Origin of the sequence: Pseudomonas sp. 22515, assembly GCF_052044625.1 — a bacterium.
Lineage (GTDB): Bacteria > Pseudomonadota > Gammaproteobacteria > Pseudomonadales > Pseudomonadaceae > Aquipseudomonas > Aquipseudomonas alloputida.
Genome location: NZ_JBQENN010000013.1, coordinates 122,356 through 147,736, shown reverse-complemented (window position 1 = coordinate 147,736; position 25,381 = coordinate 122,356). Strand labels below are relative to the sequence as shown.

Below are 25,381 nucleotides of genomic sequence, written 5' to 3'. Positions count from 1 at the left end.
ACGCCAACCAGACGACCTTAGTCTTAGATGCAACGGTGTTTTACCGATTGCGTAACAAAGTGATGAGCCGTTCGCGGGTTTACCCGCTCCTGTAGGAGCGGGCAAACCCGCGAAGAAACCCTATGGGCCCTGGAAGGTGATTACTTGCCAGTCCACTCCTTCACACGATCAGGGTGCTTGGCAACCCAGTCCTTGGCGGCCGCTTCAGGCTTGGCCCCTTCCTGAATCGCCAGCATCACCTCGCCAATCTCGTCCTTGGACTGCCAGTTGAACTTCTTCAGGAACTCCGCCACTTCCGGTGCCTTGGTGGCCAGTTCCTTGCTGCCGATGCTGTTCACGGTTTCTGCCGCGCCGTATACGCCTTTCGGGTCTTCGAGGAACTTCAGCTTCCACTTGGCGAACATCCAGTGCGGAACCCAACCGGTCACCGCAATCGACTGCTGCTTGGCATAGGCACGGCCCAGTTCCGCCGTCATCGCCGCACCCGAGCTGGCCTGCAACTTGTAACTGGTCAGGCCATAGTCCTTGATCGCCTGGTCGGTCTTGAGCATCACACCGGAGCCTGCGTCGATGCCGACAATCCTGTCCTTGAAGCTGTTATCGGTCTTGAGGTCGGCAATGCTCACTGCCTTGACGTACTCGGGGACGATCAGGCCGATCTTGGCATCCTTGAAGTTCGGGCCGTAGTCGACCACGTTGTCCTTGTTCTTGGCCCAGTACTCACCATGGGTCACCGGCAACCAGGCCGACAACATGGCATCGAGCTTGCCAGTTGCCACACCCTGCCACATGATCCCCGTGGCCACGGCCTGCAACTTCACGTCATAGCCGAGTTTTTGCTTGATTACTTCGGCGGCCACGTTGGTGGTCGCCACGCTGTCGGCCCAACCATCCACGTAACCAATGCTTACTTCTTTGGCCATAGCCTGTGCAGCGCTCATGGCCATTACCAGGGCGGTGCCCACGCCCAGGAAACGTCGCATTTTCTTCAAAGTTGCCATCAAAGCATCCCCTCGTCAGGTCTTGGAGATTGCATCATCTTCCTGCAACACAAGTCGACCTGATCCAGCTGCGACCTGCACCCGCCCCATATGCGACAGCACTATGCCATTAGCGCCATCGGCCTACCTCGGCCTGCGCGATCCTTGCATGCCAAAGGTTTGGCGCCGGGCTACTATCTAACCTTTTGTGCCAGACGATGGACCGCCACATGCCCAGTTGTAGCCGCTTGTCATTGCCGTTGTACCTGCTTGCCTGCCTGCTGGCCCTGCTCGGGCTGGGGGGGCTCTGGTACGGGCTGGGCAAGCCTGTGCACCTGCCCGATGCGGCCAGCCCTGCGCACAAGCTGCAATGCGCTTCGTACACGCCGTTCGACAAAGACCAGTCGCCTTACGACCAGCCGTTTCGCCTGCGCCCAGCGCGGATGGACGCCGACCTGGCGTTACTGGCCGAGCGGTTCCAGTGCATCCGTACCTACTCCATGAGCGGTCTTGAGGCAATCCCCGCGCTGGCGCGCAAGCATGGGCTGAAGGTAATGCTGGGCGCCTGGGTGAACGCTCACCCGGCCGACACCGAGAAGGAAATCAGCTTGCTGATCGCTGCTGCCAACGCCAACCCGGACGTGGTCAGCGCGGTGATCGTCGGCAATGAGACACTGTTGCGCAAGGAGGTGACCGGTGCCCACCTGGCCAAATTGATCGCGCGGGTGAAGCGCCAGGTCAAGGTGCCCGTAACCTACGCCGATGTCTGGGAGTTCTGGCTGCAGCACCCGCAGGTGGCCCCGGCCGTGGATTTCCTGACCATCCATCTGCTGCCCTACTGGGAGGACGACCCGCGTGGCATCGACGATGCCTTGGCCCACGTTGCCGATGTGCGCCGGGTGTTCGGCACACGCTTCGCGCCCAAGGACATACTGATTGGCGAAACCGGCTGGCCCAGCGAAGGCCGCCAACGCGAAACGGCGGTGCCCAGCCGGGTCAATGAGGCGCGCTTCATCCGTGGCTTCGTGGCCATGGCCGAGCGCAATGGCTGGCACTACAACCTGATCGAAGCCTTCGATCAGCCCTGGAAACGCGCCAATGAGGGCGCAGTGGGTGGTTACTGGGGGCTATACGACGCGGACCGGCAGGACAAGGGCGTGCTCGAAGGGCCCGTGAGCAACCTGCATGACTGGCCGCAGTGGTTGCTGGCCAGCACCGTGCTGATGGTGATCATGCTGGTGCTGGCCGGGCGCCCCGCTACCCCGATGGCCGCCTTGCTGCTGCCACTGCTGGCAGCGTTTGGCGCCGCTTGCCTGGGCCTGTGGGGCGAGTTGATGCGTACCCATGCGCGCTTTGCCGGGGAATGGTTGTGGGCACTGATGCTGGCCGGGCTGAACCTGCTGGTACTGGCCCACGCGCTGTTGGCGCTGGCGCGGCGGGCCGGCTGGCGTGAGCGCTTGTTCGCCTGGCTGCAGGTGCGAGCCGGCTGGCTGTTGCTGGCGGCGGGCTTTGCTGCGGCGGTAAGCATGCTGGCAATGGTGTTCGACCCGCGATACCGCAGCTTCCCCAGCGCGGCGCTGGCGTTGCCGGCGCTGGTGTATGTGCTGTGGCCGGTGCGGGCGCGGCGGGCGGAGGTAGCGTTGCTGGCGTTCATCGTCGGCGCCGGGGTGGCGCCGCAGTTGTTCGTGGAAGGTCTGGAGAACCAGCAAGCCTGGGGCTGGGCGGTGGTGAGTGTGCTGATGACGGCGGCGTTGTGGCGAAGCTTGCGGATGCGACAGGCTTGATACTGCATATCCCTCGAGCCCGGCGCGTACCTTGTGTGAGCAAGACAGTTGCTCCTACAAGGTACGCGCAGCTGCTTACAATGGGGGTTGCCTGACCAGGCGCAACCCCGCCAGTACCAGCGCAAACACCGCAATGCTGGCGGTGTACAGCACCAGCGCTGGCACCGCGAACACCAGTGCCAACACTGCCAGCCACCAGCCGGCACGCGCGGAAACGAACTGGGCCAGTAGCGCCAGGCCCAATCCGCCCCAGGCCATGACTTGATGGTGAATGCCCAACCCCAGCAGCGAACGCACCTCGCACTGCCAGTTCGCCGTCGGCACTGCGCACAGCCCTACCCACTGGCCATCCTCCATCAGGCCGTAACGCACACCATAGCTGGCCGCGAGCCAAAGCCCGAGAAACAGCACCAGCAGCACCGTCGGCAGCGAACGAGACATCCTGTTCTCCAATAGCGGTAATCGAAAGCATCCATGATCGCTTATGCCCGTTTCTAAGGCAAAATCACACCCCGGCAGCTATGTTGCAGATAGCAAGTACGCCAAAGGCCACCGCAGCGGGCAACTTTGCCCGCCTGGCTGTGGTCCTAGCCTGCACACTGCTCGACCTTGCGTTCTTTTGGGGGATTACATGCTTCGATCTTTGCGCCTCGCTGCCCTGCTCGGCAGCTTGCTCATGGCTGTGGCCGCTTCAGCGCGGGATATCGACGCTGCCAGCTATGGCTACCCTCTTACCAACCCGTTCGAGGCCACCATCGCCACCACGCCGCCGGACAAGCGCCCTGAGCTGCCCAGCGACGATGACATCAATCAGTCCGACTACAGCCTGAACTTGCGCCCGGAACGTGAGTTCACGTTGCCCGACAACTTCTGGGCAGTGAAGAAGCTCAAGTACCGCCTGGCCCGCCAGGATCGCGAAGCGCCGCTGATCTTCATCATCGCCGGCACCGGTGCGCCCTACAGCAGCAGCATCAATGAATACCTGAAAAAGCTGTTCTACCAGGCCGGCTTCCACGTGGTGCAACTGTCATCGCCCACCAGCTATGATTTCATGAGTGCAGCCTCGCGCTTTGCTACCCCCGGCATCAGCCAGGAAGACGCCGAAGACATGTACCGGGTCATGCAGGCCGTGCGCGCCCAGCATCCTCGCCTGCCGATCAGTGATTTCTACCTCACCGGTTACAGCCTGGGTGCGCTCGACGCCGCCTTCGTCAGCCACCTGGACGAAACCCGCCGCAGCTTCAACTTCAAGCGTGTGCTGCTGCTCAACCCACCGGTCAACCTCTACACCTCGATCAACAACCTCGACAAGCTGGTGCAAACCCAGGTCAAGGGCATCGACCGCAGCACCACGTTCTACGAGCTGATGCTGGAAAAACTCACCCGCTACTTCCAGGACAAGGGCTACATCGACCTGAACGACGCCCTGCTGTACGACTTCCAGCAGTCGCGCCAGCACCTGTCCAACGAGCAGATGGCCATGCTGATCGGCACTTCGTTCCGCTTCTCGGCAGCCGACATCGCCTTCACGTCCGACCTGATCAACCGCCGTGGCCTGATCATTCCGCCGAAGTTCCCGATCACCGAAGGCAGTAGCCTCACGCCGTTCTTCAAGCGCGCCCTGCAGTGCGACTTCGACTGCTACATGACCGAACAGGTGATTCCGATGTGGCGCGCCCGCACCGACGGCAACAGCATCCTGCAGTTGGTCAACCAGGTCAGCCTGTATGCCCTGGAAGACTACCTGCGCAGCAGTGACAAGATCGCTGTGATGCACAACGCCGACGACGTCATTCTCGGCCCGGGCGACATTGGCTTCCTGCGCAAGGTGTTCGGCGAACGGCTGACCCTCTACCCCCATGGCGGCCATTGCGGCAACCTCAACTACCGCGTCAACAGTGACGCCATGCTGGAGTTCTTCCGTGGTTAACAAACTCCTCTTCGCCACTGCCCTGCTTGCCGCTGGCCACACCCTGGCCGCCGAAACCGCACCCAGAGCCAGCGTGGTCGAGGCCGACCCGCAGGTGATCGGCACGGCGCCACTGGCGCCCGAAGCCGATGGCTTCCTCGACCCGCTGCGTGAGCTGAAATTCAACCCGGGGCTGGACCAGCGCGAGTTCGAGCGCTCAACCCTGCAGGCGCTCAACGTGTACGACCCGCTGGAGTCGATCAACCGGCGCATCTACCACTTCAACTACCGATTGGACCAATGGGTGCTGCTGCCGCTGGTGAATGGCTATCAGTATGTAACCCCAAAGTTCGTGCGCACGGGGGTGAGCAACTTCTTCAACAACCTTGGCGATGTGCCGAACCTGTTCAACAGCGTGTTGCAGCTCAAAGCCAAGCGCTCGGCAGAAATCACTGCGCGACTGATGTTCAACACGATTATCGGCGTGGGTGGGCTGTGGGACCCGGCGACCAGCATGGGCCTGCCGCGCCAGAGCGAGGACTTTGGCCAGACCCTGGGCTTCTATGGCGTGCCGGATGGGCCGTACCTGATGCTGCCGGTGCTAGGCCCATCGAACCTGCGCGATACCACCGGGCTGGTGGTGGACTATGCGGGAGAGCAGGCGGTCAACTACCTGAACGTGGCCGAAGCCAGCACCGATCACCCGGAAATCTTCGCCCTGCGTGTGGTGGACAAGCGCTACACCACCAACTTCCGTTACGGCCAGCTGAATTCGCCGTTCGAATATGAAAAGGTGCGGTATGTGTATACCCAGGCGCGCAAGTTGCAGATAGCCGAGTAAGGCTGCTGCGGCCCTTTCGCGGGTGAACCCGCGCCTACACAGGTATTGGCGCAACCCCTCGTCGCGAAAGGGCCCGCACAGGCAACATCAAATCCCCAGGAATTCGCAAAGCTCGCGCTTCTTGGCGAGGGCATCGCGCCGCCCCAGCTCGATCAGTTCACTGCAATAGCTGGCCTCGAACAGCAAATAGCTCAACACCCCCGCCCCGCTGGTGCGCGTCGCCCCCGGCCCCCGTAAGAACAGGCGTAACGCCGCCGGCAACTCGCGGCGGTGCCGAGCGGCAATCTCATCCAGCGGCTGGCTGGGCGCCACCACCAGCACGTCGATCGGTGCCAGCCCCAGGCGCCGGGCATCCAGGTGCGCCGGCAACAGCCCGCTCAAGTGGTTGAGGCGCTGCAGCAGTTCGATATCGCCTTCCAGGCTGTCAATGAACGTACTGTTGAGCAGGTGCCCGCCGATCTGCGCCAGGCTCGGCTGCTGCCCGCTGAACACGCGCTGGGGCGGCACCGGTGGCGCTGGCCGCTGCGGGTTTCCGCTGACCCCGACCACCAGCACCCGGCTGGCGCCCAGGTGCAAGGCCGGGCTGATCGGCGCCGACTGGCGCACTGCACCGTCGCCGTAATACTCGCCGCCCAGTTGCACCGGGGCGAACAACAGCGGGATCGCCGCACTGGCCAGTAGGTGGTCGATGGTCAACGGTGCGGGTACGCCGATACGCCGGTGGCGCAGCCAGGCCTCGATGGTGCCACGGCCCTGGTAGAAGGTCACCGCCTGGCCAGACTCGTAGCCAAAGGCGGTCACTGCCACGGCGCGCAATTGCTCGGCGGCCAAGGCGTGGCCGATGCCATCCAGGTTCAGGTGCGTTTGCAACAGGCTGCGCAAAGGGCTGCTGTCGAGCAACGCCACGGGGGCCTGGCCGCCCAGCCCCAGCAGGCTGTGGCCGACGAAGCGGCTGGCCTGGCGCACGACCCCGGGCCAGTCGCTGCGGATGACCAGATGGCTGCGGAAGTTCTGCCAGAAGGCAGTGAGCCGTTGCACGGCCTCATTGAAGTGCACGGCACCACTGGCCAGGGTGACGGCGTTGATGGCCCCGGCGGAGGTGCCGACAATGACCGGGAACGGGTTGTGCGCGCCGGCGGGCAGCAACTCGGCGATGCCCGCCAGCACGCCGACCTGGTAGGCAGCGCGGGCGCCGCCGCCAGAAAGGATGAGACCGGTTACCGGGGGTGGAGCCATGGAGTCCTTCCTGGGGTCAAGGTGCTTTCATGCCCGGCCTCTTCGCGGGTGGCCCCGCTCCCACAGGGCCCCGCAATATGCAGAACCTGTGGTAATCCTGCAGGAGCGGGTTTACCCGCGAAGAGGCCAGGCCTGCTTACAAGGTTCAGCGCTTTTTCTTGTCATACAGCCGCGGCGCCCCTTCGGGCCGCGACTTGAACCGCCGGTGCGCCCACAGGTATTGCTCGGGGCACTCGCGCAACACACGTTCAACCCACTGGTTGATGCGCAGGCAGTCGGCTTCCTCGCTCTCGCCGGGGAAGTCCGCCAGCGGCGGGTGGATGACCAGACGATAGCCGCTGCCATCCTCCAGGCGCTTCTGGGTGAACGGAATCACCTGCGCCTTGCCCAGCCGGGCAAACTTGGTGGTAGCGGTGACCGTCGCTGCGGGGATGCCAAACAACGGTACGAAGAGGCTCTGTTTGGCGCCGTAGTCCTGGTCCGGTGCGTACCAGATCGCCCGGCCCGAACGCAGCAGTTTGAGCATGCCACGCACGTCCTCGCGCTCCACCGCCAGCGAATCAAGGTTGTGACGCTCGCGGCCGCTGCGCTGGATGAAGTCGAACAGTGCATTGCCGTGTTCGCGGTACATGCCGTCGATCGTGTGCTGCTGGCCGAGCAGTGCGGCACCGATTTCCAGGGTAGTGAAGTGCACCGCCATGAGGATCGCGCCCTGCCCCGCCTGCTGGGCGGCCTGCAGGTGCTCAAGGCCCTCGATATGGGCCAGGCGCGCCAGCCTGGCCTTGGGCCACCACCAGCTCATGGCCATTTCGAAGAAGGCGATGCCGGTAGAGGCGAAGTTGGCCTTGAGCAAACGCTGCCGTTCGTCGACCGACAGCTCCGGGAAGCACAGCTCCAGGTTGCGCGCGGCGATGCGCCGACGTTCACCGGCAAAGCAATACATGACGGCGCCCAGCGCGGCACCGATTCTCAGCAGCACCCGGTACGGCAACTGAACCACCAGCCACAGCAGGCCCAGGCCCAGCCACAGGCCCCAGAACTTGGGGTGAAGGTAATAGGGACGAAAACGCGGGCGTTCCATTGAAGCATCCGGAAAGACAAAGGCCGCGCATTCTACAACGGATCAGCGCATGTTGCGGGCAACCGGTGTTCTCGTTATAAGTCAGGGCACTTTTTTCGCAACAAGCCGTCTATGCAGACCATGAGCCCAAACCACACACCCGACACCGCCTCCGTGTTCCAGCTCAAGGGCAGCATGCTCGCCATTACGGTACTGGAACTGGCGCGCAATGACCTTGAAGCCCTCGACCGCCAATTGGCGGCCAAAGTCGCCCAGGCCCCGAACTTCTTCAGCAATACACCGCTGGTGCTGGCGCTGGACAAGCTGCCGGCCGACGAAGGGGCAATCGACCTGCCCGGCTTGATGCGGATCTGCCGACACCACGGCCTGCGTACCCTGGCCATCCGCGCCAACCGCATCGAGGACATCGCCGCCGCCATCGCCATCGACCTGCCGGTGCTGCCGCCCTCGGGGGCCCGCGAACGGCCGTTGGAGCCCGAGCCCGAGGTAGTCAAAAAGCCCGAACCGGCCCCTGCCCCGGCGCCAGCGCCTGCCCCTGAACCCGAGGTGCGCCCGACCCGCATCATTACTTCGCCAGTACGCGGCGGCCAACAGATCTATGCTCAGGGCGGTGATCTGGTGGTGACGGGTTCGGTCAGCCCAGGTGCGGAACTTCTGGCCGATGGCAACATCCATGTGTACGGCGCCATGCGCGGCCGCGCCCTGGCCGGCATCAAAGGCAACACCAAGGCGCGTATCTTCTGCCAGCAGATGACCGCCGAAATGGTCTCGATCGCCGGCCAGTACAAAGTCTGCGAAGACCTGCGCCGGGATCCGCTGTGGGGGACCAGCGTGCAAGTCAGCCTGTCTGGTGACGTGTTGAACATCACCCGTCTTTAACGGATACTTGCCAGCATTTTTAGAGCAACTTTTTTACCGTTGCCTTTATTTAGCTATTTCAGTTTTTTGCAGGGACAAGTGTCCCGACTATTTTTAGGGGTGAAACACCTTGGCCAAGATTCTCGTGGTTACTTCCGGCAAGGGGGGTGTGGGCAAGACCACTACCAGCGCCGCCATTGGTACCGGCCTCGCACTGCGCGGCCACAAGACCGTCATTGTCGACTTCGACGTGGGCCTGCGTAACCTCGACCTGATCATGGGCTGCGAACGCCGCGTGGTGTACGACTTCGTCAACGTGGTCAACGGCGAAGCCAACCTGCAACAGGCCCTGATCAAGGACAAGCGCCTCGAGAACCTGTACGTGCTGGCCGCCAGCCAGACCCGTGACAAGGACGCGCTGACCCAGGAAGGCGTGGAAAAGGTACTGATGGACCTGAAGAAGGACTTCGAGTACGTCATCTGCGACTCGCCGGCCGGTATCGAAAAAGGTGCTCACCTGGCCATGTACTTCGCTGACGAAGCCATCGTGGTGACCAACCCGGAGGTTTCGTCGGTACGTGACTCCGACCGCATGCTGGGTATTCTGTCGAGCAAGTCGCGCCGCTCCGAAAACGGTGAAGAGCCGATCAAGGAGCATTTGCTGATCACCCGCTACCACCCGGAGCGCGTCGTCAAAGGCGAAATGCTGAGCGTGGCCGACGTGGAAGAAATCCTGTCGATCAAACTCAAGGGTGTGATCCCGGAATCGCAGGCCGTCCTCAAGGCGTCCAACCAAGGTATCCCGGTCATTCTCGATGACCAGAGCGATGCCGGCCAGGCCTACAGTGATGCGGTCGACCGCCTGCTGGGCAAAGAGAAGCCGATGCGCTTCATCGATGTACAGAAGAAGGGATTCTTCGAGCGCATTTTCGGGAGCAAATAAACCATGAACCTTTTTGACTTCTTTCGTGGCAGACAGAAACAGACCAGCGCGTCGGTAGCGAAAGAGCGTCTACAGATCATCGTGGCGCACGAGCGCGGCCAACGCAGCGAACCGGACTACCTGCCCGCGCTGCAGAAAGAACTGCTGGAAGTGATCCGCAAATATGTGAACATCGGCAACGATGATGTGCATATCGAGCTGGAAAACCAGGGCAGCTGCTCGATTCTGGAGCTGAACATCACCCTGCCGGATCGCTGATCCGCGTAGTCGACAATTTGGGGCTGCCTTGCAGCCCTTCGCGGGCAAGCCCGCTCCTACAGGGGAATGCATAGCNGCGAAGGGCCGCAAAGCGGCCCCAGCGTTTACTGCTATTTTCGTGAGACCTGTAATGCCGCTGTCGAATGTCCAGATCCTCTTCGAAGACGCCGCCATCCTGGTGATCAACAAACCGACCCTGCTGCTGTCGGTACCTGGCCGTGCCGAGGACAACAAGGACTGCCTGATCACCCGCCTGCAGGAAAACGGCTACCCCGATGCGCTGATCGTGCACCGTTTGGACTGGGAAACCTCCGGCATCATCCTGCTGGCCCGCGATGCCGATAGCCACCGCGAGCTGTCGCGCCAGTTTCACGACCGTGAAACCGAAAAAGCCTACACCGCGCTGTGCTGGGGCCAGCCGGCGCTGGACAGCGGCAGCATCGACCTGCCACTGCGCTACGACCCACCGACCAAACCACGGCATGTGGTGGACCACGAGCAGGGCAAACACGCCCTGACCTTCTGGCGTATCGTCGAACGCTGCGGCGATTACTGTCGGGTGGAGCTGACGCCGATTACCGGGCGTTCGCACCAGCTGCGCGTGCACATGCTGTCGATCGGGCACCCGCTGCTGGGTGATCGGCTGTACGCCAACCCGCAAGCCCTGGCGGCCCATGAGCGGCTGTGCCTGCATGCCTCGATGCTGAGCTTTACCCACCCGGTGTCCGGGCAGCGGTTGAAGTTCGAGTGCCCGGCACCGTTCTGATTTCGCAGGGCCTGTACCGGCCTCTTCGCGGCTGAAGCCGCCCCCACAGGGACCGCGCTGCGCTCAGGGGCTGTGTAATACCTATGGTAGCGGCGTTAGCCGCGAGATGCAGACACAAATTGTCGACATTCTGCGTTAAACTCGCGCCACTGCTGTCTGGAGTGAGCTATGCGCGACGCACTGAATACCGGCCTCATCGAATTTCTCAAGGCCTCCCCCACGCCCTTCCATGCCACCGCCAGCCTGGTCCAGCGCCTTGAGGCGGCCGGCTACAAGCGCCTGGACGAGCGCGACAGTTGGGACCCCGAGACTGGCGGCCGCTACTACGTCACCCGCAACGATTCTTCAATTATCGCCATCAAACTGGGCAAGCAGTCGCCGCTGCTCAATGGCATCCGTATGGTCGGCGCCCACACTGACAGCCCGTGCTTGCGGGTCAAGCCTCAGCCCGAGCTGCAGCGCCAGGGTTTCCTGCAACTGGGCGTGGAAGTGTATGGCGGCGCGTTGCTGGCACCCTGGTTCGACCGCGACCTGTCGCTGGCCGGCCGCGTCACCTACCGCCGTGACGGCAAGGTCGAAAGCCAGCTGATCGACTTCAAGCTGCCAATCGCGATCATCCCCAACCTGGCGATCCACCTGAACCGTACCGCCAACGAAGGCTGGGCGATCAACCCGCAGAACGAACTGCCCCCTATCCTCGCCCAAGTGGCCGGTGACGAACGCATCGACTTCCGCGCCCTGCTCACCGAGCAACTGGCCCGCGAGCACGAGCTGATCGCCGACGTGGTGCTGGACTACGAGCTGAGCTTCTATGACACGCAGGACGCCGCGCTGATCGGTCTGAATGGCGACTTCATCGCCGGCGCCCGCCTGGACAATCTGCTGTCGTGCTACGCCGGTTTGCAGGCCCTGCTGGCCGCCGACAGCGACGAGACCTGTGTGCTGGTGTGCAACGACCACGAAGAAGTCGGCAGTTGCTCGGCCTGTGGTGCCGATGGCCCGATGCTGGAGCAGACCCTGCAGCGCCTGCTACCCGATGGCGACACCTATGTGCGCACCCTCCAGCGCTCGCTGATGGTATCGGCCGACAACGCCCACGGCGTGCACCCCAACTACGCCGACAAGCATGACGGCAACCACGGGCCGAAGCTCAACGCCGGGCCCGTGATCAAAGTGAACAACAACCAGCGTTACGCCACCAACAGCGAGACTGCCGGGTTCTTCCGCCACTTGTGCATGGCCGAGGAAGTACCGGTGCAGAGCTTTGTGGTGCGCAGCGACATGGGCTGTGGCTCGACCATCGGGCCGATCACCGCCAGCCACCTGGGTGTGCGCACGGTAGATATCGGTTTGCCGACATTTGCCATGCACTCCATTCGCGAGCTGTGCGGCAGCCATGACCTGGCGCACCTGGTGAAGGTACTGACCGCGTTCTACCGTAGCCGCGAACTGCCCTGATGTAAGCAGGCCCGGCCTATTCGCGGCGGTTCGACGCGAACAGGCCGAGCCTGCTTACACATGCTCAAGGTCAATCACGCCTCGTTTGCCAAGCGCTATGCTTGTTACATGGCCCCACTGCAAAAGGATTGCTGTCCATGTCCCCGTTCCTGTCACTGTTCGTCCCGGTGTTCCTGTTCCTGATGCTGCTGACCATCGGCTTCAGCATGCGCGAACGCAACATCGGTGTACTGATGATGTGGGTCGGCACCTTGGGTATTTTCGGCCTCACCTGCTGGAAGATCCTCGAGAAACTGCCGACATAAACCTCTACACTCGGTCAATCGTTTGACCTGAGGTAGATTTGCCAGTGCCTGCCCTCCTGCGTTACCTGTTCCTGTTGCTCTTGCTGTTCATCGCCCCGGTACAAGCGGCGGGCTTGCCTGGCCTGCTGGGCGGCAGTGCGCCCGCGCAGCCTGAAGCCACCGAGCCGCTGGGCAAGTCGCTGGACGAGGTGATCAAGAACCTCGAAAACGACCAGCAACGGGCCAAGCTGCTGGCCGACCTGAAAAAACTGCGCGACGCCACCCGGCAATCGCAACCCAGCGTTGAACAGGGCGTGCTCGGCCTGATCGGCGGTGCCCTGCATGACTTTGAAAAACAGTTCAGCGGCGATGCCAGTCCATTCCACCGCTGGGCCGCAGAAATCGAACAAGCCCAGGCCGAACTGACCGAACTGGTGGTGCCCGTGCACCAGTGGCCGCCAATCCTGTTCGGTTTTGCTGCAGTGATTGTCGTGTGGAGTGTGCTGGCCTACGCCTTCAACTGGGTCGGCCATCGGGTCCGCCTGCGCTTTGGCCTGAGCGAAGAACTGCCACAGCACCCGCGTACCTGGGACCTGGTGCGCTTTGCCTTGCGCAAGCTCGGCCCCTGGCTGGTAGCGCTGGTGTTCACGGTGTACCTGAGTTTCGTGCTGCCGCCATCGCTGGGCAAATCCCTGGCCATGGTGCTGGCCTACGCACTGGTGGTCGGTACCTGCTTTTCGGCCATTTGCGTCATCGCCTTTTCCTTGCTGGACGGCCCACACCGCCACCGCGCCCTGCACATCCTGCGGCGCCAGGCGTTTCGCCCGTTGTGGCTGATCGGCAGCTTCGCCGCGTTTGGCGAGGCGATGAGCGATCCACGCATGCTGGTTGCCCTCGGTACCCACCTGGCCCACGCCCTGGCTACCCTGGCCAATGTGATTGCCGCACTGTGCACCGGGCTGTTCATCCTGCGCTTTCGCAGGCCGATCGCCCACCTGATCCGCAACCAGCCACTGTCGCGGCGCCTGACCCGACGCACCCTCAGCGATACCATCGAGATCCTCGGCAGCTTCTGGTTCATTCCGGCGCTGATCCTGGTGGCCATTTCGCTGTTCGCCACCTTCGTCTCCGCCGGCGACACCAGCACCGCCCTGCGCCAGTCGCTGATGTGCACGGTGCTTGTGGTGGTATGCATGGTGCTCAACGGCCTGGTGCGCCGCCATGCCGCCAACCCCAAGCGGGCCAGCAAGCGCCAGGCGGTGTACACCGAACGCCTGCGCAACTTCGGCTACCTGCTGGTGCACCTGTTCATCTGGCTGGTGTTCATCGAGTTGGGCCTGCGCGTGTGGGGCGTGTCGATGATCAGCTTCGCCGAGGGCGACGGCCATGACATCAGCCTGCGCCTGCTGGGCCTGGCCGGCACACTGATCGTGGCCTGGCTGGTGTGGATCCTTGCCGACACCGCCGTACACCATGCCCTGGTGCGCTCGCGCCGGGGGCTGGCCAACGCCCGTGCGCAAACCATGATGCCGTTGATCCGCAACGTGATGTTCGTGGTCATCTTCATCATCGCGGTCATCGTCGCCCTGGCCAACATGGGCATGAACGTCACCCCGCTGCTGGCCGGCGCCGGTGTGATCGGCCTGGCCATCGGTTTTGGCGCGCAGTCGCTGGTGGCCGACCTGATCACCGGCCTGTTCATCATCATCGAAGATTCGCTGGCCATCGACGACTACGTGGATGTCGGCGGCCACCTGGGCACGGTGGAAGGGTTGACCATTCGTACCGTGCGCCTGCGCGACATCGACGGCATTGTGCATACCATCCCGTTCAGCGAAATCAAGAGCATCAAGAACTACTCGCGGGAGTTCGGCTACGCGATCTTCCGCGTGGCAATCCCGCACAGCATGAACATCGACCAGGCGATCACGCTGGTTCGCGAAGTGGGGCAGAAGCTGCGCAATGACCCGCTGATGCGCCGCAATATCTGGTCGCCGCTGGAGCTACAGGGGGTGGAGAGCTTCGAGTCAGGGTCGGCGATCTTGCGGGCGCGGTTCAAGACCGCGCCGATCAAGCAGTGGGAGGTGTCGCGGGCGTTCAACCTGGCCTTGAAGCGGCAGCTGGATGAAGCCGGGCTGGACCTGGCGACGCCGCGGTTGTCGGTGCAGGTGGTGACAGCCGGTGGGGGTGGGATGACAGAGGCCCGCTCGTAGGAGCGGGTTTACCCGCCAAGAAGGCAACACCTCATCCCGCCTGGGCCCGAATGCGGATCGCATCATGCCGCCAATACTCGAGGTCACAGTCGATCAAGTGCCCATGCTGGTCGCTGTTGACCCGGGTAATGTGCAACCCCGGGCTGCCCGCCGACACTTTCAAAGCGCTTGCCGCCTCCACCGGCAACGCTGTCGGCAGGATCTCGAAGCACACCTGCCCGTACTCGATGCCATACACCCGCCCATAAATCTCGGTCAGTGACTGCGCCAGGTCGTGTTCGAGAATGCCTGGAAAGTACCGGGGGTTCAGGTAATGCTCGGCATACAGCACCGCCCGCCCGTCAATCCGCCGTAACCGGCAGACGCGCACCACGCTGGACAACGCCGGCAGCTGCAAGCGTGCGCAGATGGCCGCCGAAGCCGGCTGCAGCCTCGCCGACAGCAGTTCGGTACTGGCCACCCGCCCCTGATCGCGCACCATGGCATGGAAATGGCTGCGCTCGATGAGGTCGTAGGTCAAGCGTTGCGGCGCAACGAACCAGCCTCGGCGCTCTTCGCGGTAAATCAAGCCTTGGGCCTCCAGCTGCACCAACGCCTCACGCAGGGTAATGCGCGTGGTGTCGAACACCTCGCTGAGCCGCCGCTCGGCCGGCAGCTTGCCGCCCGGCGCCAGCAGGCCATGCTCGATCTGCTCCTGCAGGGCATGGCAGATGGCTGTTACCGCACGCGGGGGCGTCGACTGCATCGAAAGGTTACCTATCTGGACTAGTCCAGCCCCATCACAGGGCAGGTTGAGAATAGTGCAAGCCTAGGCAGGGCTGATGAACATCCTGTGACAAAGCTTGGGCCAGGCACTGCCAGAAACGCGCCAAGCCAGCAGAACCGGGGCGATTACCTGGTCTACGCTGTAGCTTCAGGGCCCTTGCCGGCCCCCTCCCTACATCAAACTGTCACGCAAGCGGCCTACCTTGGCTCAAGGTTTGCTGACCTAGACCAAAGGTGCCAGTCAAAGGCTTGCAACGGCTTTACCCAGAACAACGATCGCAAAGGCACCCACCCAAAGGAGCTTCGGATGAAAAAGTTCTTCATGGCGTCACTGCTTGGTTCGGCCATCGCGTTGTGCACCACGGCCATGGCCGCCGGCACTGACCTCAAGGCCCTGGAAGACGCCGCCCGCAAGGAAGGCACTGTCAACAGCGTGGGCATGCCCGACGCCTGGGCCAACTGGAAAGGCACCTGGGAAGACCTGGCCAGCAAGTACGGCCTCAAACACAGCGACACCGACATGAGCTCGGCCCAGGAACTGGCCAAGTTCGAAGCCGAGAAGGACAACGCCAGCGCCGACATCGGTGACGTGGGTGCCGCCTTCGGCCCGATCGCGGTGACCAAGGGCGTCAGCCAGCCTTACAAGCCAAGCACCTGGGACCAGGTGCCGGAATGGGCCAAGGACAAGGACGGCCACTGGGCGCTGGCCTATACCGGCACCATCGCTTTCATCATCAACAAGGACCTGGTCAAGGAAGAGGAACGGCCGAAAACCTGGCATGACCTGGAAAAAGGCAAGTACAAGGTCGCTATTGGCGACGTCGGCACAGCAGCCCAGGCCGCCAACGGTGTGCTGGCTGCGGCCATCGCCTACAAAGGTGACGAATCCAACGTGGCGCCAGGCCTGCAGCTGTTCACCAAGCTGGCGCAGCAGAAGCGCCTTTCGCTGGCCAACCCGACCATCCAGACGCTGGAGAAGGGCGAGGTGGAAGTTGGCGTGGTGTGGGACTTCAACGGCCTGAGCTACCGTGAACAGATCGACCCAAAACGTTTTGAAGTGCTGATCCCCTCGGATGGTTCGGTGATTTCCGGCTATACCACGGTCATCAACAAGTACGCCAAGCACCCCAACGCGGCCAAGCTGACCCGTGAATACATCTTCAGCGACGCCGGGCAGATCAACCTGGCCAAGGGCCATGCACGGCCGATCCGGGCCGAGCACCTGAAGCTGCCGGCGGATGTGCAGGCCAAGCTGCTGCCCAACGACCAGTACGGTGCCGCCCAGCCGATCAAGAATGCCGAAGCCTGGGAAGCCACCTCGAAGAAACTGCCGCAGATGTGGCAGGAGCAGGTGATCATCGAGATGGAGTAAGGGGCTGGGCTTTGTAGCGCCTGATCCGGCCCTTTCGCGGGTAANACCCGCGAAGGTGCCAACGCGGTTCATGACTGGAGAAAACATGCAACACAACGTCATCCTGGTCCTGCTTGACGGCCTCAACTACCAGGTCGCCCACCATGCGATGGGCCACCTGCACGCCTACGTCGAAGCAGATCGCGCCGCGCTGTACCGCGTGGAATGCGAGCTGCCCTCGCTGTCGCGGCCGCTGTACGAATGCATCCTCACCGGCGTGCCACCGATCGACAGCGGCATCGTGCACAACAACATCAACCGCTTGTCCAACCAACGCAGCGTGTTTCACTACGCCCGCGAGGCCAACCTGGGCACCGCAGCGGCGGCTTATCACTGGATGAGCGAGCTGTACAACCGCTCGCCCTTCGACCCGCAGCGTGACCGCCACACCCACGCGCCGAAGCTGCCGATCCAGCACGGGCTGTTCTACTGGGACGACCGCTACCCCGATTCGCACCTTCTGGCCGATGGCGAGTACCTGCGCCGCCGTCACGCCCCCAACTTCCTGCTGGTGCACCCGATGAGCGTTGACGACGTGGGTCACCGCCACGGCCTGGACAGCAGCCAGTATCGCAACGCTGCGCGCAGCGTTGACATTCTGCTGGCCGACTACCTGCCTGGCTGGCTCGAAGAGGGCTATCAGGTATTGGTCACCGCCGACCACGGCATGAACAACGACCGCTCGCACAACGGCCTGCTGGCTGAAGAACGTGAAGTGCCGCTGTTCGTCTTCGGCGACGCCTTCAGCCTGGACCCGGCCGCCAAGCCGCTGCAAACCGAACTGTGCGGCACCATCTGCGAGCTGCTGGGCGCCGCGCACGACAAGACGGTTTGCCGGGAGTTGCTGAAGTGAATGGCGGCATGCGTGGCCGCTACCTGGCCCTGCTCTGCCTGCTGCCGTTCGCCGTGTTCTTCGTCATTTTCCAGGTCGCCCCGCTGGCCTGGGTGGCGATCAACAGCCTGCAATCGGAGGCCGGCTGGGGCATCGACAACTTCAGCAAGGTGTTCGCCTCCAAGTTCTACCTGCAGGCGTTGCAACGCAGCCTTGAAATCAGCTTCTGGTCGAGCGTGTTCGGCATCGTCATCGCTACCCTCGGCGCCTACTCGCTGCGCCAGGTGGACTCGAAGCTGCGCGATTTCGTCAGCGCCTTCGCCAACATGACCAGCAACTTTGCCGGCGTACCGCTGGCCTTTGCCTTCATCATCCTGCTTGGCTTCAACGGCGCGCTGACGCTGCTGCTGAAGCAGGTCGGCCTGCTGGAAGACTTCAGTATCTATTCCAAAAGCGGCTTGATCCTGGTGTACACCTACTTCCAGATCCCGCTGGGCGTATTGCTGCTGTACCCCGCCTTCGACGCCCTGCGCGAAGACTGGCGCGAGTCAGCCGCGCTGCTGGGCGCCAACCACTGGCAGTACTGGCGACACATCGGCCTGCCGGTGCTGGCCCCGGCACTGCTGGGCACCTTCGTCATCCTGCTGGCCAACGCCCTCGGCGCCTACGCCACCGTGTACGCACTGACCACCGGCAACTTCAACGTACTGCCGATCCGCATCGCCGGCCTGGTGGCGGGCGACATCAGCCTCGATCCGAACCTGGCCAGCGCCCTGGCGATGGTGCTGGTGGGGCTGATGACGCTGGTCACGGTGGTGCATCAATGGCTGCTGAAAAGGAGCTACCATGCGCGCTGACATCCGCTCCGGCGGCTGGTACCACCGCCTCGTGGTCTACCTGCTGTTCCTGATCCTGCTGCTGCCCCTGGCCGGCACCCTGCTCTACTCGCTGGCCACCAGCTGGTCGGCAAGCCTGCTGCCCAGTGGCCTGACCCTGAAGTGGTATGCGGCGCTGTGGAGCGAGCCGCGTTTCCTTGCCGCGTTCGGCCAGTCGCTGCTGGTGTGCGTAGGCGCACTGCTGCTGTCGGTGGTGCTGATCTTGCCACTGCTGTTCGTGGTGCATTACCACTTCCCGCGGCTCGACGCGCTGATGAACATCCTCATCCTGCTGCCATTCGCGGTCCCGCCGGTGGTGTCGTCGGTGGGGCTGCTGCAGCTGTATGGCAGCGGGCCGATGGCCATGGTCGGCACACCGTGGATCCTGATCGGCTGCTACTTCACCATCGCCCTGCCGTTCATGTACCGGGCCATCACCAACAACCTGCAGGCCATCAACCTGCGCGACCTGATGGACGCTGCGCAGTTGCTCGGCGCCAGCACCTGGCAGGCCGCACTGCTGGTGGTGCTGCCGAACCTGCGCCAGGGCCTGATGGTGGCAGTGCTGCTGTCGTTCTCGTTCCTGTTCGGCGAATTCGTGTTTGCCAATCTGCTGGTCGGCACCCGCTACGAGACCCTGCAGGTGTACCTGAACAACATGCGCAACAGCAGCGGCCACTTCAACAGCGCGCTGGTCATCTCCTACTTCGCCTTCGTGCTGGTACTGACCTGGGTCGCCAACCGCCTGAACAAGGACAAGACCTGACATGAGCTTCGTCAGCGTACAGAAACTGCAGAAAAGCTACGCCGGCAGCCCGGTGTTCGAGCGCATCGACTGCCACATCGAACGCGGCGAATTCGTCACCCTGCTCGGCCCGTCCGGCTGCGGCAAGTCCACCCTGCTGCGCTGCATTGCCGGTCTGACCTCGGTGGACAGCGGGCAGATACTGCTCGACGGCCACGACATCGTGCCGCTAAGCCCGCAAAAGCGTGGCATCGGCATGGTGTTCCAGAGCTACGCGCTGTTCCCTAACATGACCGTGGAGCAGAATGTCGCCTTCGGCCTGCGCATGCAGAAGGTCAAGGCCGATGAAAGCCAGCTGCGGGTACGCGAGGTGCTGGAGCTGGTGGAGCTGGGCAAGTTCGCCGGGCGCTACCCGCACCAGCTTTCCGGTGGCCAGTGCCAGCGCGTGGCCCTGGCACGCTCACTGGTCACCCGCCCGCGCCTGCTGCTGCTCGACGAACCGTTGTCGGCGCTGGATGCGCGTATCCGCAAGCACCTGCGCGAGCAGATTCGCGCCATCCAGCGCGAACTGGGGCTGACCACCATATTCGTCACTCACGATCAGGAGGAAGCGCTGACCATGTCCGACCGCATCTTCCTGATGAACCAGGGGCGCATCGTCCAGAGCGGCGATGCCGAAACCCTCTACACCGCCCCCGTGGACCTGTTTGCCGCCGGCTTCATCGGCAACTACAACCTGCTCGACGCCGACAGCGCCAGCCGCCTGCTGCAGCGCCCGGTGGCCAGCCGCCTGGCGATCCGCCCAGAGTCGATCACCCTAGGCGTGCACGGCGAGCTGGACGCCGAGGTGCGCAGCCACAGCCTGCTGGGCAACGTGATCCGCTACCGGGTGCGGGTGCGCGACGTGGAGCTGGTGGTCGATGTGCTCAACCGCTCGCCGGCCGACTTGCATGCGGACGGAAAACGGGTAAGCGTGTCGATCGACCCCACTGCGCTGCGGGAAGTGGCTTAAGGAGACTCAACACAATGGCACTGGCAATTTTCGATCTGGATGAAACCCTGATCCACGGCGACTGCGCATCACTGTGGAGCGAGCAGATGGCCCGGCTGGGCTGGGTCGACGGCAAGGATTTCCTGCGCCGCGACCATGAACTGATGGAAGCCTATGGCAGGGGCCACCTGCAGATGGAGGACTACATGGCCTTCAGCCTGGAGCCGATTGCCGGGCGTACCCTGGAAGAAGTCGAGCACCTGGTGGCACCGTGGGTCGAAGAAGTGATCGAACCGATCATCTACGGTGACGCCTGCCGCTGCATTGCCGAGCACCGCAAGCGTGGGGATCGCATCCTGATCATTTCCGCTTCGGGTACGCACCTGGTCGGGCCGATTGCCGCGAGACTGGGCGTGGATGAATACCTGGCCATCGAGCTTGAGGCTGTGAACGGGGTGTACACCGGCAAGACCCACGGGGTGCTGACCTATCGTGAGGGCAAGATCACGCGGTTGCTGGAATGGCTGGATCAGGAGCAGGAGAACCTGGAGGGCGCGAGTTTCTATTCCGATTCGAGGAATGACTTGCCGTTGTTGTTGAGAGTGGATCACCCGCATGTGGTGAACCCGGATGCGGTGTTGCGCGAGCATGCCGAGATCAATGGGTGGCCGATTCTGAGCTGGAGCTGAAGGTTTTTATGGGCTGTGCCGGCCCCTTCGCGGGTAAACCCGCTCCTACNTGGCGATCCCGATGTAGGAGCGGGTTTACCCGCGAAGGGGCCAGGCCTGCTTACACCAGGCTGGGGTCGATCACCATCACCAGCTTGCCCGACACCTGGTTGGTCTCCAGCTCGGCATACGCCGCCTGGGCAAACTCCACCGGGTAGGTATCGACCAGCTGCGGCGACAACCGCCCCTCGGCGAACAGCGGCCATACTTGCTGCTGCAGTTCGCGCAGCAACTCGGCCTTGAAGCCGTCATCACGGTTGCGCAGGGTGGAACCGGTAATTTCCAGGCGCTTGCCCAGCACCTGGGCCAGGTCCAGCTCGAACTTGCGTCCGCCCATCAGGCCGATGATCACCCAGCGCCCGTCACGGGCCAGCAGCTTGAGGTTCAGCTCACCGTAGCCAGCGCCGACCGGGTCGAGAATCACATCGAATGGGCCGAAACCTTCCAGCGCGTCCAGGTTCTCGTTACGTACCACACCACCCGCTGCGCCCAGCGCCTGGCAGTAGGCCAGACGATCCTGCGAACCGACGCTGACCCATACCGGGCTGCCGAACGCCTTGCACAGCTGGATGGCGGCCGAGCCAACGCCACTGGCGCCGGCGTGCACCAGCACCTTCTCGCCAGCCTTCACTGCACCGAGCTGAAAGATGTTCAGCCAGGCGGTGGCATACACCTCCGGCAACGCTGCCGCTTCATGCAGGCCAAGGCCCTCGGGCACCGGCAGTACATGACGGGCGTCGACCACCACTTCCTCGGCCATGGCGCCGCTGGCCAGCAGGGCGCAAACGCGGTCACCCACGCGCCAGGCGGCACCAGCCCCCACCTCTTCAACCACCCCGGAACACTCCAGCCCCATGTATGGGCTGGCACCTGGTGGTGGCGGGTACAAACCTTTCATCTGCAGCAGGTCGGCGCGGTTCAGCCCCGCAGCGGCCACGCGAATGCGCACTTGGCCCGCGTCACAGGTCGGGCGTTCGGCCTCGACCCACTCCACATGTCCGTCAACGCCTTGCAATGCCTTCACAGTGCCTCCATAGTTGAATCATGACTGGGCCTGAGGTCGCTTACCTCAGGCCTTTTGCAGTATTTGCCCGGCTCCATGGAACCGGCAACGGAAAAGACGGCCTACTATGCGTGATCAATTGCCTCCACGTCGAATCAGCATGAAGCATTTCCTTCCAAGCACCGCACTGGCTGTGATGATCGGCCTGGGCAGCCTCACGCTCGGCGGCAATGCGGCGGCCGCCAACAAGTGGGACAGCCTGCAGCCCGACCGCGACGAGATCGTCGCCAGCCTCAACGTGGTGGAGTTGCTCAAGCGCCACCACTACAGCAAGCCACCCCTGGACGATGCCCGTTCGGCCATTATCTACGACAGCTACATCAAGCTGCTGGACCCGGCGCGCAGCTACTTCACCGCTGCCGACATTGCCGAATTCGATAAATGGAAAACGCAATTCGACGATTTCCTCAAGAGCGGCAACCTGGACCCGGGCTTCACCATCTACAAACGCTACCTCGACCGCGTCAAGCAACGCCTGGACTTCGCCCTGGCCGAGCTGAACAAGGGCGTGGACAAGATTGACTTCACCACCAAGGAAACCTTGCTGATCGATCGCAAGGACGCGCCGTGGATGAAGAACCAGGCCGAGCTCGACGACTTGTGGCGCAAACGCGTGAAAGACGAAGTGCTGCGCCAGAAGATCGCCGGCAAGGAACCCAAGCAGATCCAGGAAACCCTGATCAAGCGCTACAAGAACCAGCTCGCGCGCCTGGACCAGACCCGTGCCGAGGACATCTTCCAGGCCTACATCAACACCTTCGCCCAGTCCTACGACCCACACACCAACTACCTGTCGCCGGACAACGCCGAAAACTTCGACATCAACATGAGCCTGTCGCTCGAAGGCATTGGTGCAGTGCTGCAAAGCGACAACGACCAGGTCAAGATCGTGCGCCTGGTGCCAGCAGGCCCGGCAGCCAAGACCAAGCAGGTGGCCCCGGCTGACAAGATCATCGGCGTGGCCCAGGGCAACAAGGAAATGGTCGACGTGGTGGGCTGGCGCCTGGACGAAGTGGTCAAGCTGATCCGCGGCCCGAAAGGTTCGGTGGTGCGCCTGGAAATCATCCCAGCCAGCAATGCGCCTAGCGACCAGACCAGCAAAATTGTGTCGATCACCCGTGAAGCGGTGAAGCTTGAAGAGCAGGCGGCGAAGAAGTCGGTGCTCAAGCTCAAGCAGGACGGGCGTGACTACAAGCTGGGCATCATCGAGATCCCGGCCTTCTACCTGGACTTCAAGGCCTACCGCGCTGGCGACCCCGAGTACAAGAGCACCACGCGTGACGTGAAGAAGCTGCTCACCGAACTGCAGAAAGAGAAAGTCGACGGCGTGGTCATCGACCTGCGCAACAACGGCGGCGGCTCGCTGCAGGAAGCCACCGAGCTGACCAGCCTGTTCATCGAAAAAGGCCCGACCGTGCTGGTGCGCAACAGTGACGGCCGCGTCGACGTGCTGGAAGACGAAAACCCGGGGGCCTTCTACAAGGGCCCGCTGGCACTGCTGGTCAACCGCCTGTCGGCCTCGGCATCGGAGATCTTCGCCGGTGCCATGCAGGACTACCACCGCGCGCTGATCATCGGTGGCCAGACCTTCGGCAAAGGCACCGTGCAGACCATCCAGCCGCTCAACCATGGCGAGCTGAAGCTGACCCTGGCCAAGTTCTACCGGGTTTCCGGGCAGAGTACGCAACATCAGGGGGTGCTGCCGGACATCGACTACCCCTCGATCATCGACACCAAGGAAATCGGCGAGAGCGCCCTGCCAGAGGCCATGCCGTGGGACACCATCCGCCCGGTGGTCAAGCCTGCGGCCGATCCGTTCAGGCCGTTCCTGGCCCAGCTCAAGGCGCAACATGAGGCGCGCAGCGACAAGGATGCCGAGTTCACCTACATCCGCGACCGCCTGGCCCTGACCCAGAAGCTGATGAACGAGAAAACCGTCAGCCTCAACGAGCAGGAACGCCGCGCACGCCACGACAGCGTCGAGGCCAAGCAACTGGCGCTGGAAAACACCCGCCGCAAGGCCAAGGGTGAAGAACCGCTGAAGGAACTGAAGAAAGAGGACGAAGACGCTCTGCCGGTCGAGGATGAAAATACCAAGCCGGAAGACGACGCTTACCTCGCGGAAACCGGTCGCATCCTGATCGACTACCTCAGTGCCAGCACCAAGGTGGCCAAGAAGTAAGGCACCTCAGCAATGATGGCAGAATAATGTGACCTGTCATCAAACAGTCATCGTGCTGTCGTGAAATATGAGGGCCGGGCATGCAGATGCCCGGCCCTTATTTTTCAGGAATCCATCATGACCGTTGCCGAACAGCTCAGTGCCTTGAGTGCCATCCTGGCTCAGCGCAGTATTCAAAGTCTGTTCCAGCCCATCATGTGCCTGAGCGAACATAGGGTGTTCGGCCATGAGGCGCTGAGCCGTGGCCCGTCCAACAGCCCGCTGCATGCGCCACTCAACCTGTTCACCATCGCCCGCCAGGCCGGCCGCCTGACCGAGCTGGAAGCCGCTTGCCGAGAAAGCGCCTGCCGACGCTTCAGCGAGCAGCAACTGCAGGGCAAACTGTTTCTCAACATCTCACCCGAATCGCTGCTGGAGCCGCACTACCCTTCCGGCCTGACCCTGAAACTGCTCGAACAGGTTGGCCTGCCGCCCAGCCGGGTGGTGATCGAGTTGACCGAGCACACGCCCACCGACGACTTCCAGCTGCTGTCCAATGCCGTGCACCACTATCGCGACATGGGCTTCTCGATTGCCATCGACGACCTGGGCGCGGGCTATTCCAGCCTGCGCCTGTGGTCGGAGCTGCGCCCCGAATACGTGAAGATCGACCGGCACTTCATCGACGGCATCCATCGTGACCCGCTCAAGCGCGAGTTTGTAGGCTCTATCTTGCAGATTGCCCGGGCATCGAAGGCACAGGTGATTGCCGAGGGCATCGAGCTGGCGGAAGAGCTGGCGGTGCTGGTGGAGATGGGCGTGGACCTGGTGCAGGGCTATTTGCTAGGGCGGCCACAGGAGCGAGGGGTACGCGACAGCGGGCTGCTACCGGCACTGACGCAGGTGCCACTGGCTGAACAACCGACAGTGCGCTTGAATGCCACGATCGGGCAGCTGCTGGAGCTGTTTGGCCGATACCAGCACCTGGAGGCATTGGAAGTGGTGGATGCCGATGGCAGAGGGTGCGGATTGATTCACAGGGATGCGCTGCCTGTGCCGGCCTCTTCGCGGGTGAACCCGCTCCTACAACACCGACAGGTGTCCACCCTCGATCAGGCGTGTAGGAGCGGGTTTACCCGCGAATACGGTAGCGGCGGCAACGGTGAACGGCGGGTGGAGATTGGCCAGCAGGCCCGGCC

24 protein-coding genes are annotated in these 25,381 nt (G+C 62.9%); 18 read left to right on the top strand and 6 right to left on the bottom strand.

Annotation, left to right across the window (positions count from 1 at the left end):
- Positions 1-140 precede the first annotated feature (140 nt).
- Positions 141-1,001 carry a glycine betaine ABC transporter substrate-binding protein gene (locus tag ACTJJN_RS14400; RefSeq protein ID WP_003252589.1) on the bottom strand — a complete coding sequence of 287 codons (861 nt, stop codon included), beginning with the start codon at positions 999-1,001 and terminating at the stop codon, positions 141-143.
- A 197-nt stretch (positions 1,002-1,198) separates the two neighbouring features.
- Here ACTJJN_RS14400 and ACTJJN_RS14395 point away from each other — a divergent pair, with 197 nt between their 5' ends.
- Entirely contained in the window at positions 1,199-2,764 is a 1,566-nt protein-coding gene (locus tag ACTJJN_RS14395) for a glycoside hydrolase family 17 protein (RefSeq protein ID WP_014754202.1), read from the top strand.
- 75 nt (positions 2,765-2,839) lie between these two features.
- Here the strand turns inward: ACTJJN_RS14395 and ACTJJN_RS14390 are convergent, their stop codons facing one another.
- Positions 2,840-3,205 (bottom strand): hypothetical protein, encoded by a 366-nt coding sequence (locus ACTJJN_RS14390; protein WP_012053407.1) that lies wholly within the window; start codon positions 3,203-3,205, stop codon positions 2,840-2,842.
- A 190-nt stretch (positions 3,206-3,395) separates the two neighbouring features.
- Here ACTJJN_RS14390 and ACTJJN_RS14385 point away from each other — a divergent pair, with 190 nt between their 5' ends.
- A complete protein-coding gene (locus tag ACTJJN_RS14385; RefSeq protein WP_012053408.1) occupies positions 3,396-4,694 on the top strand; it encodes a serine protein kinase PrkA in 1,299 nt (432 codons plus the stop codon).
- A gap of 73 nt (positions 4,695-4,767) precedes the next feature.
- Complete coding sequence (locus ACTJJN_RS14380; protein ID WP_042162639.1) at positions 4,768-5,514, top strand: MlaA family lipoprotein; 747 nt, start codon at positions 4,768-4,770, stop codon at positions 5,512-5,514.
- Between the two features lie 87 nt (positions 5,515-5,601).
- Here the strand turns inward: ACTJJN_RS14380 and ACTJJN_RS14375 are convergent, their stop codons facing one another.
- Complete coding sequence (locus tag ACTJJN_RS14375; RefSeq protein WP_012053410.1) at positions 5,602-6,750, bottom strand: patatin-like phospholipase family protein; 1,149 nt, start codon at positions 6,748-6,750, stop codon at positions 5,602-5,604.
- 145 nt (positions 6,751-6,895) lie between these two features.
- Positions 6,896-7,831: a lipid A biosynthesis lauroyl acyltransferase gene (locus tag ACTJJN_RS14370; RefSeq protein ID WP_012053411.1), complete on the bottom strand. Its 936-nt coding sequence runs from the start codon at positions 7,829-7,831 to the stop codon at positions 6,896-6,898.
- A 111-nt stretch (positions 7,832-7,942) separates the two neighbouring features.
- On the opposite strand from ACTJJN_RS14370, the gene minC reads away from it, so the two are divergent.
- The 7 genes from minC to ACTJJN_RS14335 all read left to right on the top strand — a co-directional run bounded on the left by minC (position 7,943) and on the right by ACTJJN_RS14335 (position 14,611).
- Positions 7,943-8,710 carry a septum site-determining protein MinC gene (gene minC, locus ACTJJN_RS14365; protein ID WP_012053412.1) on the top strand — a complete coding sequence of 256 codons (768 nt, stop codon included), beginning with the start codon at positions 7,943-7,945 and terminating at the stop codon, positions 8,708-8,710.
- Positions 8,711-8,819: 109 nt separating this feature from the next.
- Positions 8,820-9,632 carry a septum site-determining protein MinD gene (gene minD, locus ACTJJN_RS14360; RefSeq protein WP_003252574.1) on the top strand — a complete coding sequence of 271 codons (813 nt, stop codon included), beginning with the start codon at positions 8,820-8,822 and terminating at the stop codon, positions 9,630-9,632.
- Between the two features lie 3 nt (positions 9,633-9,635).
- Complete coding sequence (gene minE, locus ACTJJN_RS14355) at positions 9,636-9,890, top strand: cell division topological specificity factor MinE (RefSeq protein WP_003252572.1); 255 nt, start codon at positions 9,636-9,638, stop codon at positions 9,888-9,890.
- Positions 9,891-10,020: 130 nt separating this feature from the next.
- On the top strand, positions 10,021-10,656 hold the full coding sequence (locus tag ACTJJN_RS14350; RefSeq protein WP_003252569.1) for an RluA family pseudouridine synthase: 636 nt from the start codon (positions 10,021-10,023) through the stop codon (positions 10,654-10,656).
- Between the two features lie 168 nt (positions 10,657-10,824).
- Positions 10,825-12,114 carry a M18 family aminopeptidase gene (locus ACTJJN_RS14345; protein ID WP_012053413.1) on the top strand — a complete coding sequence of 430 codons (1,290 nt, stop codon included), beginning with the start codon at positions 10,825-10,827 and terminating at the stop codon, positions 12,112-12,114.
- A gap of 137 nt (positions 12,115-12,251) precedes the next feature.
- Positions 12,252-12,419, top strand: a complete 168-nt coding sequence (locus tag ACTJJN_RS14340; RefSeq protein WP_003252566.1) for a hypothetical protein — start codon at positions 12,252-12,254, stop codon at positions 12,417-12,419.
- A gap of 44 nt (positions 12,420-12,463) precedes the next feature.
- Positions 12,464-14,611: a mechanosensitive ion channel family protein gene (locus tag ACTJJN_RS14335; protein WP_012053414.1), complete on the top strand. Its 2,148-nt coding sequence runs from the start codon at positions 12,464-12,466 to the stop codon at positions 14,609-14,611.
- 31 nt (positions 14,612-14,642) lie between these two features.
- Here the strand turns inward: ACTJJN_RS14335 and ACTJJN_RS14330 are convergent, their stop codons facing one another.
- Complete coding sequence (locus ACTJJN_RS14330) at positions 14,643-15,356, bottom strand: UTRA domain-containing protein (protein ID WP_003252562.1); 714 nt, start codon at positions 15,354-15,356, stop codon at positions 14,643-14,645.
- A 327-nt stretch (positions 15,357-15,683) separates the two neighbouring features.
- Between ACTJJN_RS14330 and ACTJJN_RS14325 the strand changes: the two genes are divergently transcribed.
- The 6 genes from ACTJJN_RS14325 to ACTJJN_RS14300 all read left to right on the top strand — a co-directional run bounded on the left by ACTJJN_RS14325 (position 15,684) and on the right by ACTJJN_RS14300 (position 20,919).
- On the top strand, positions 15,684-16,748 hold the full coding sequence (locus ACTJJN_RS14325; RefSeq protein ID WP_012053415.1) for an ABC transporter substrate-binding protein: 1,065 nt from the start codon (positions 15,684-15,686) through the stop codon (positions 16,746-16,748).
- A gap of 85 nt (positions 16,749-16,833) precedes the next feature.
- Complete coding sequence (locus ACTJJN_RS14320) at positions 16,834-17,640, top strand: alkaline phosphatase family protein (RefSeq protein ID WP_003252558.1); 807 nt, start codon at positions 16,834-16,836, stop codon at positions 17,638-17,640.
- A gap of 8 nt (positions 17,641-17,648) precedes the next feature.
- Positions 17,649-18,476, top strand: coding sequence for an ABC transporter permease (locus ACTJJN_RS14315; RefSeq protein WP_012053417.1), 828 nt, complete (start codon positions 17,649-17,651; stop codon positions 18,474-18,476).
- Positions 18,466-19,260 carry an ABC transporter permease gene (locus ACTJJN_RS14310; protein ID WP_003252553.1) on the top strand — a complete coding sequence of 265 codons (795 nt, stop codon included), beginning with the start codon at positions 18,466-18,468 and terminating at the stop codon, positions 19,258-19,260. Before ACTJJN_RS14315 ends, ACTJJN_RS14310 begins: the two co-directional genes overlap by 11 nt.
- Position 19,261: 1 nt before the next feature.
- Positions 19,262-20,251, top strand: coding sequence for an ABC transporter ATP-binding protein (locus ACTJJN_RS14305; protein ID WP_003252548.1), 990 nt, complete (start codon positions 19,262-19,264; stop codon positions 20,249-20,251).
- Positions 20,252-20,265: 14 nt separating this feature from the next.
- Positions 20,266-20,919, top strand: a complete 654-nt coding sequence (locus ACTJJN_RS14300; protein ID WP_003252546.1) for an HAD family hydrolase — start codon at positions 20,266-20,268, stop codon at positions 20,917-20,919.
- Positions 20,920-21,019: 100 nt separating this feature from the next.
- On the opposite strand, the gene ACTJJN_RS14295 is transcribed toward ACTJJN_RS14300, so the two are convergent.
- Positions 21,020-21,982, bottom strand: coding sequence for an NAD(P)H-quinone oxidoreductase (locus ACTJJN_RS14295; protein ID WP_003252545.1), 963 nt, complete (start codon positions 21,980-21,982; stop codon positions 21,020-21,022).
- A 139-nt stretch (positions 21,983-22,121) separates the two neighbouring features.
- Between ACTJJN_RS14295 and ACTJJN_RS14290 the strand changes: the two genes are divergently transcribed.
- Both ACTJJN_RS14290 and ACTJJN_RS14285 read left to right on the top strand, forming a co-directional pair.
- Positions 22,122-24,203 carry a carboxy terminal-processing peptidase gene (locus ACTJJN_RS14290; protein WP_014754213.1) on the top strand — a complete coding sequence of 694 codons (2,082 nt, stop codon included), beginning with the start codon at positions 22,122-22,124 and terminating at the stop codon, positions 24,201-24,203.
- A 117-nt stretch (positions 24,204-24,320) separates the two neighbouring features.
- On the top strand, positions 24,321-25,381 hold a 1,061-nt coding region (locus ACTJJN_RS14285; RefSeq protein ID WP_440781349.1), incomplete at its 3' end, for an EAL domain-containing protein.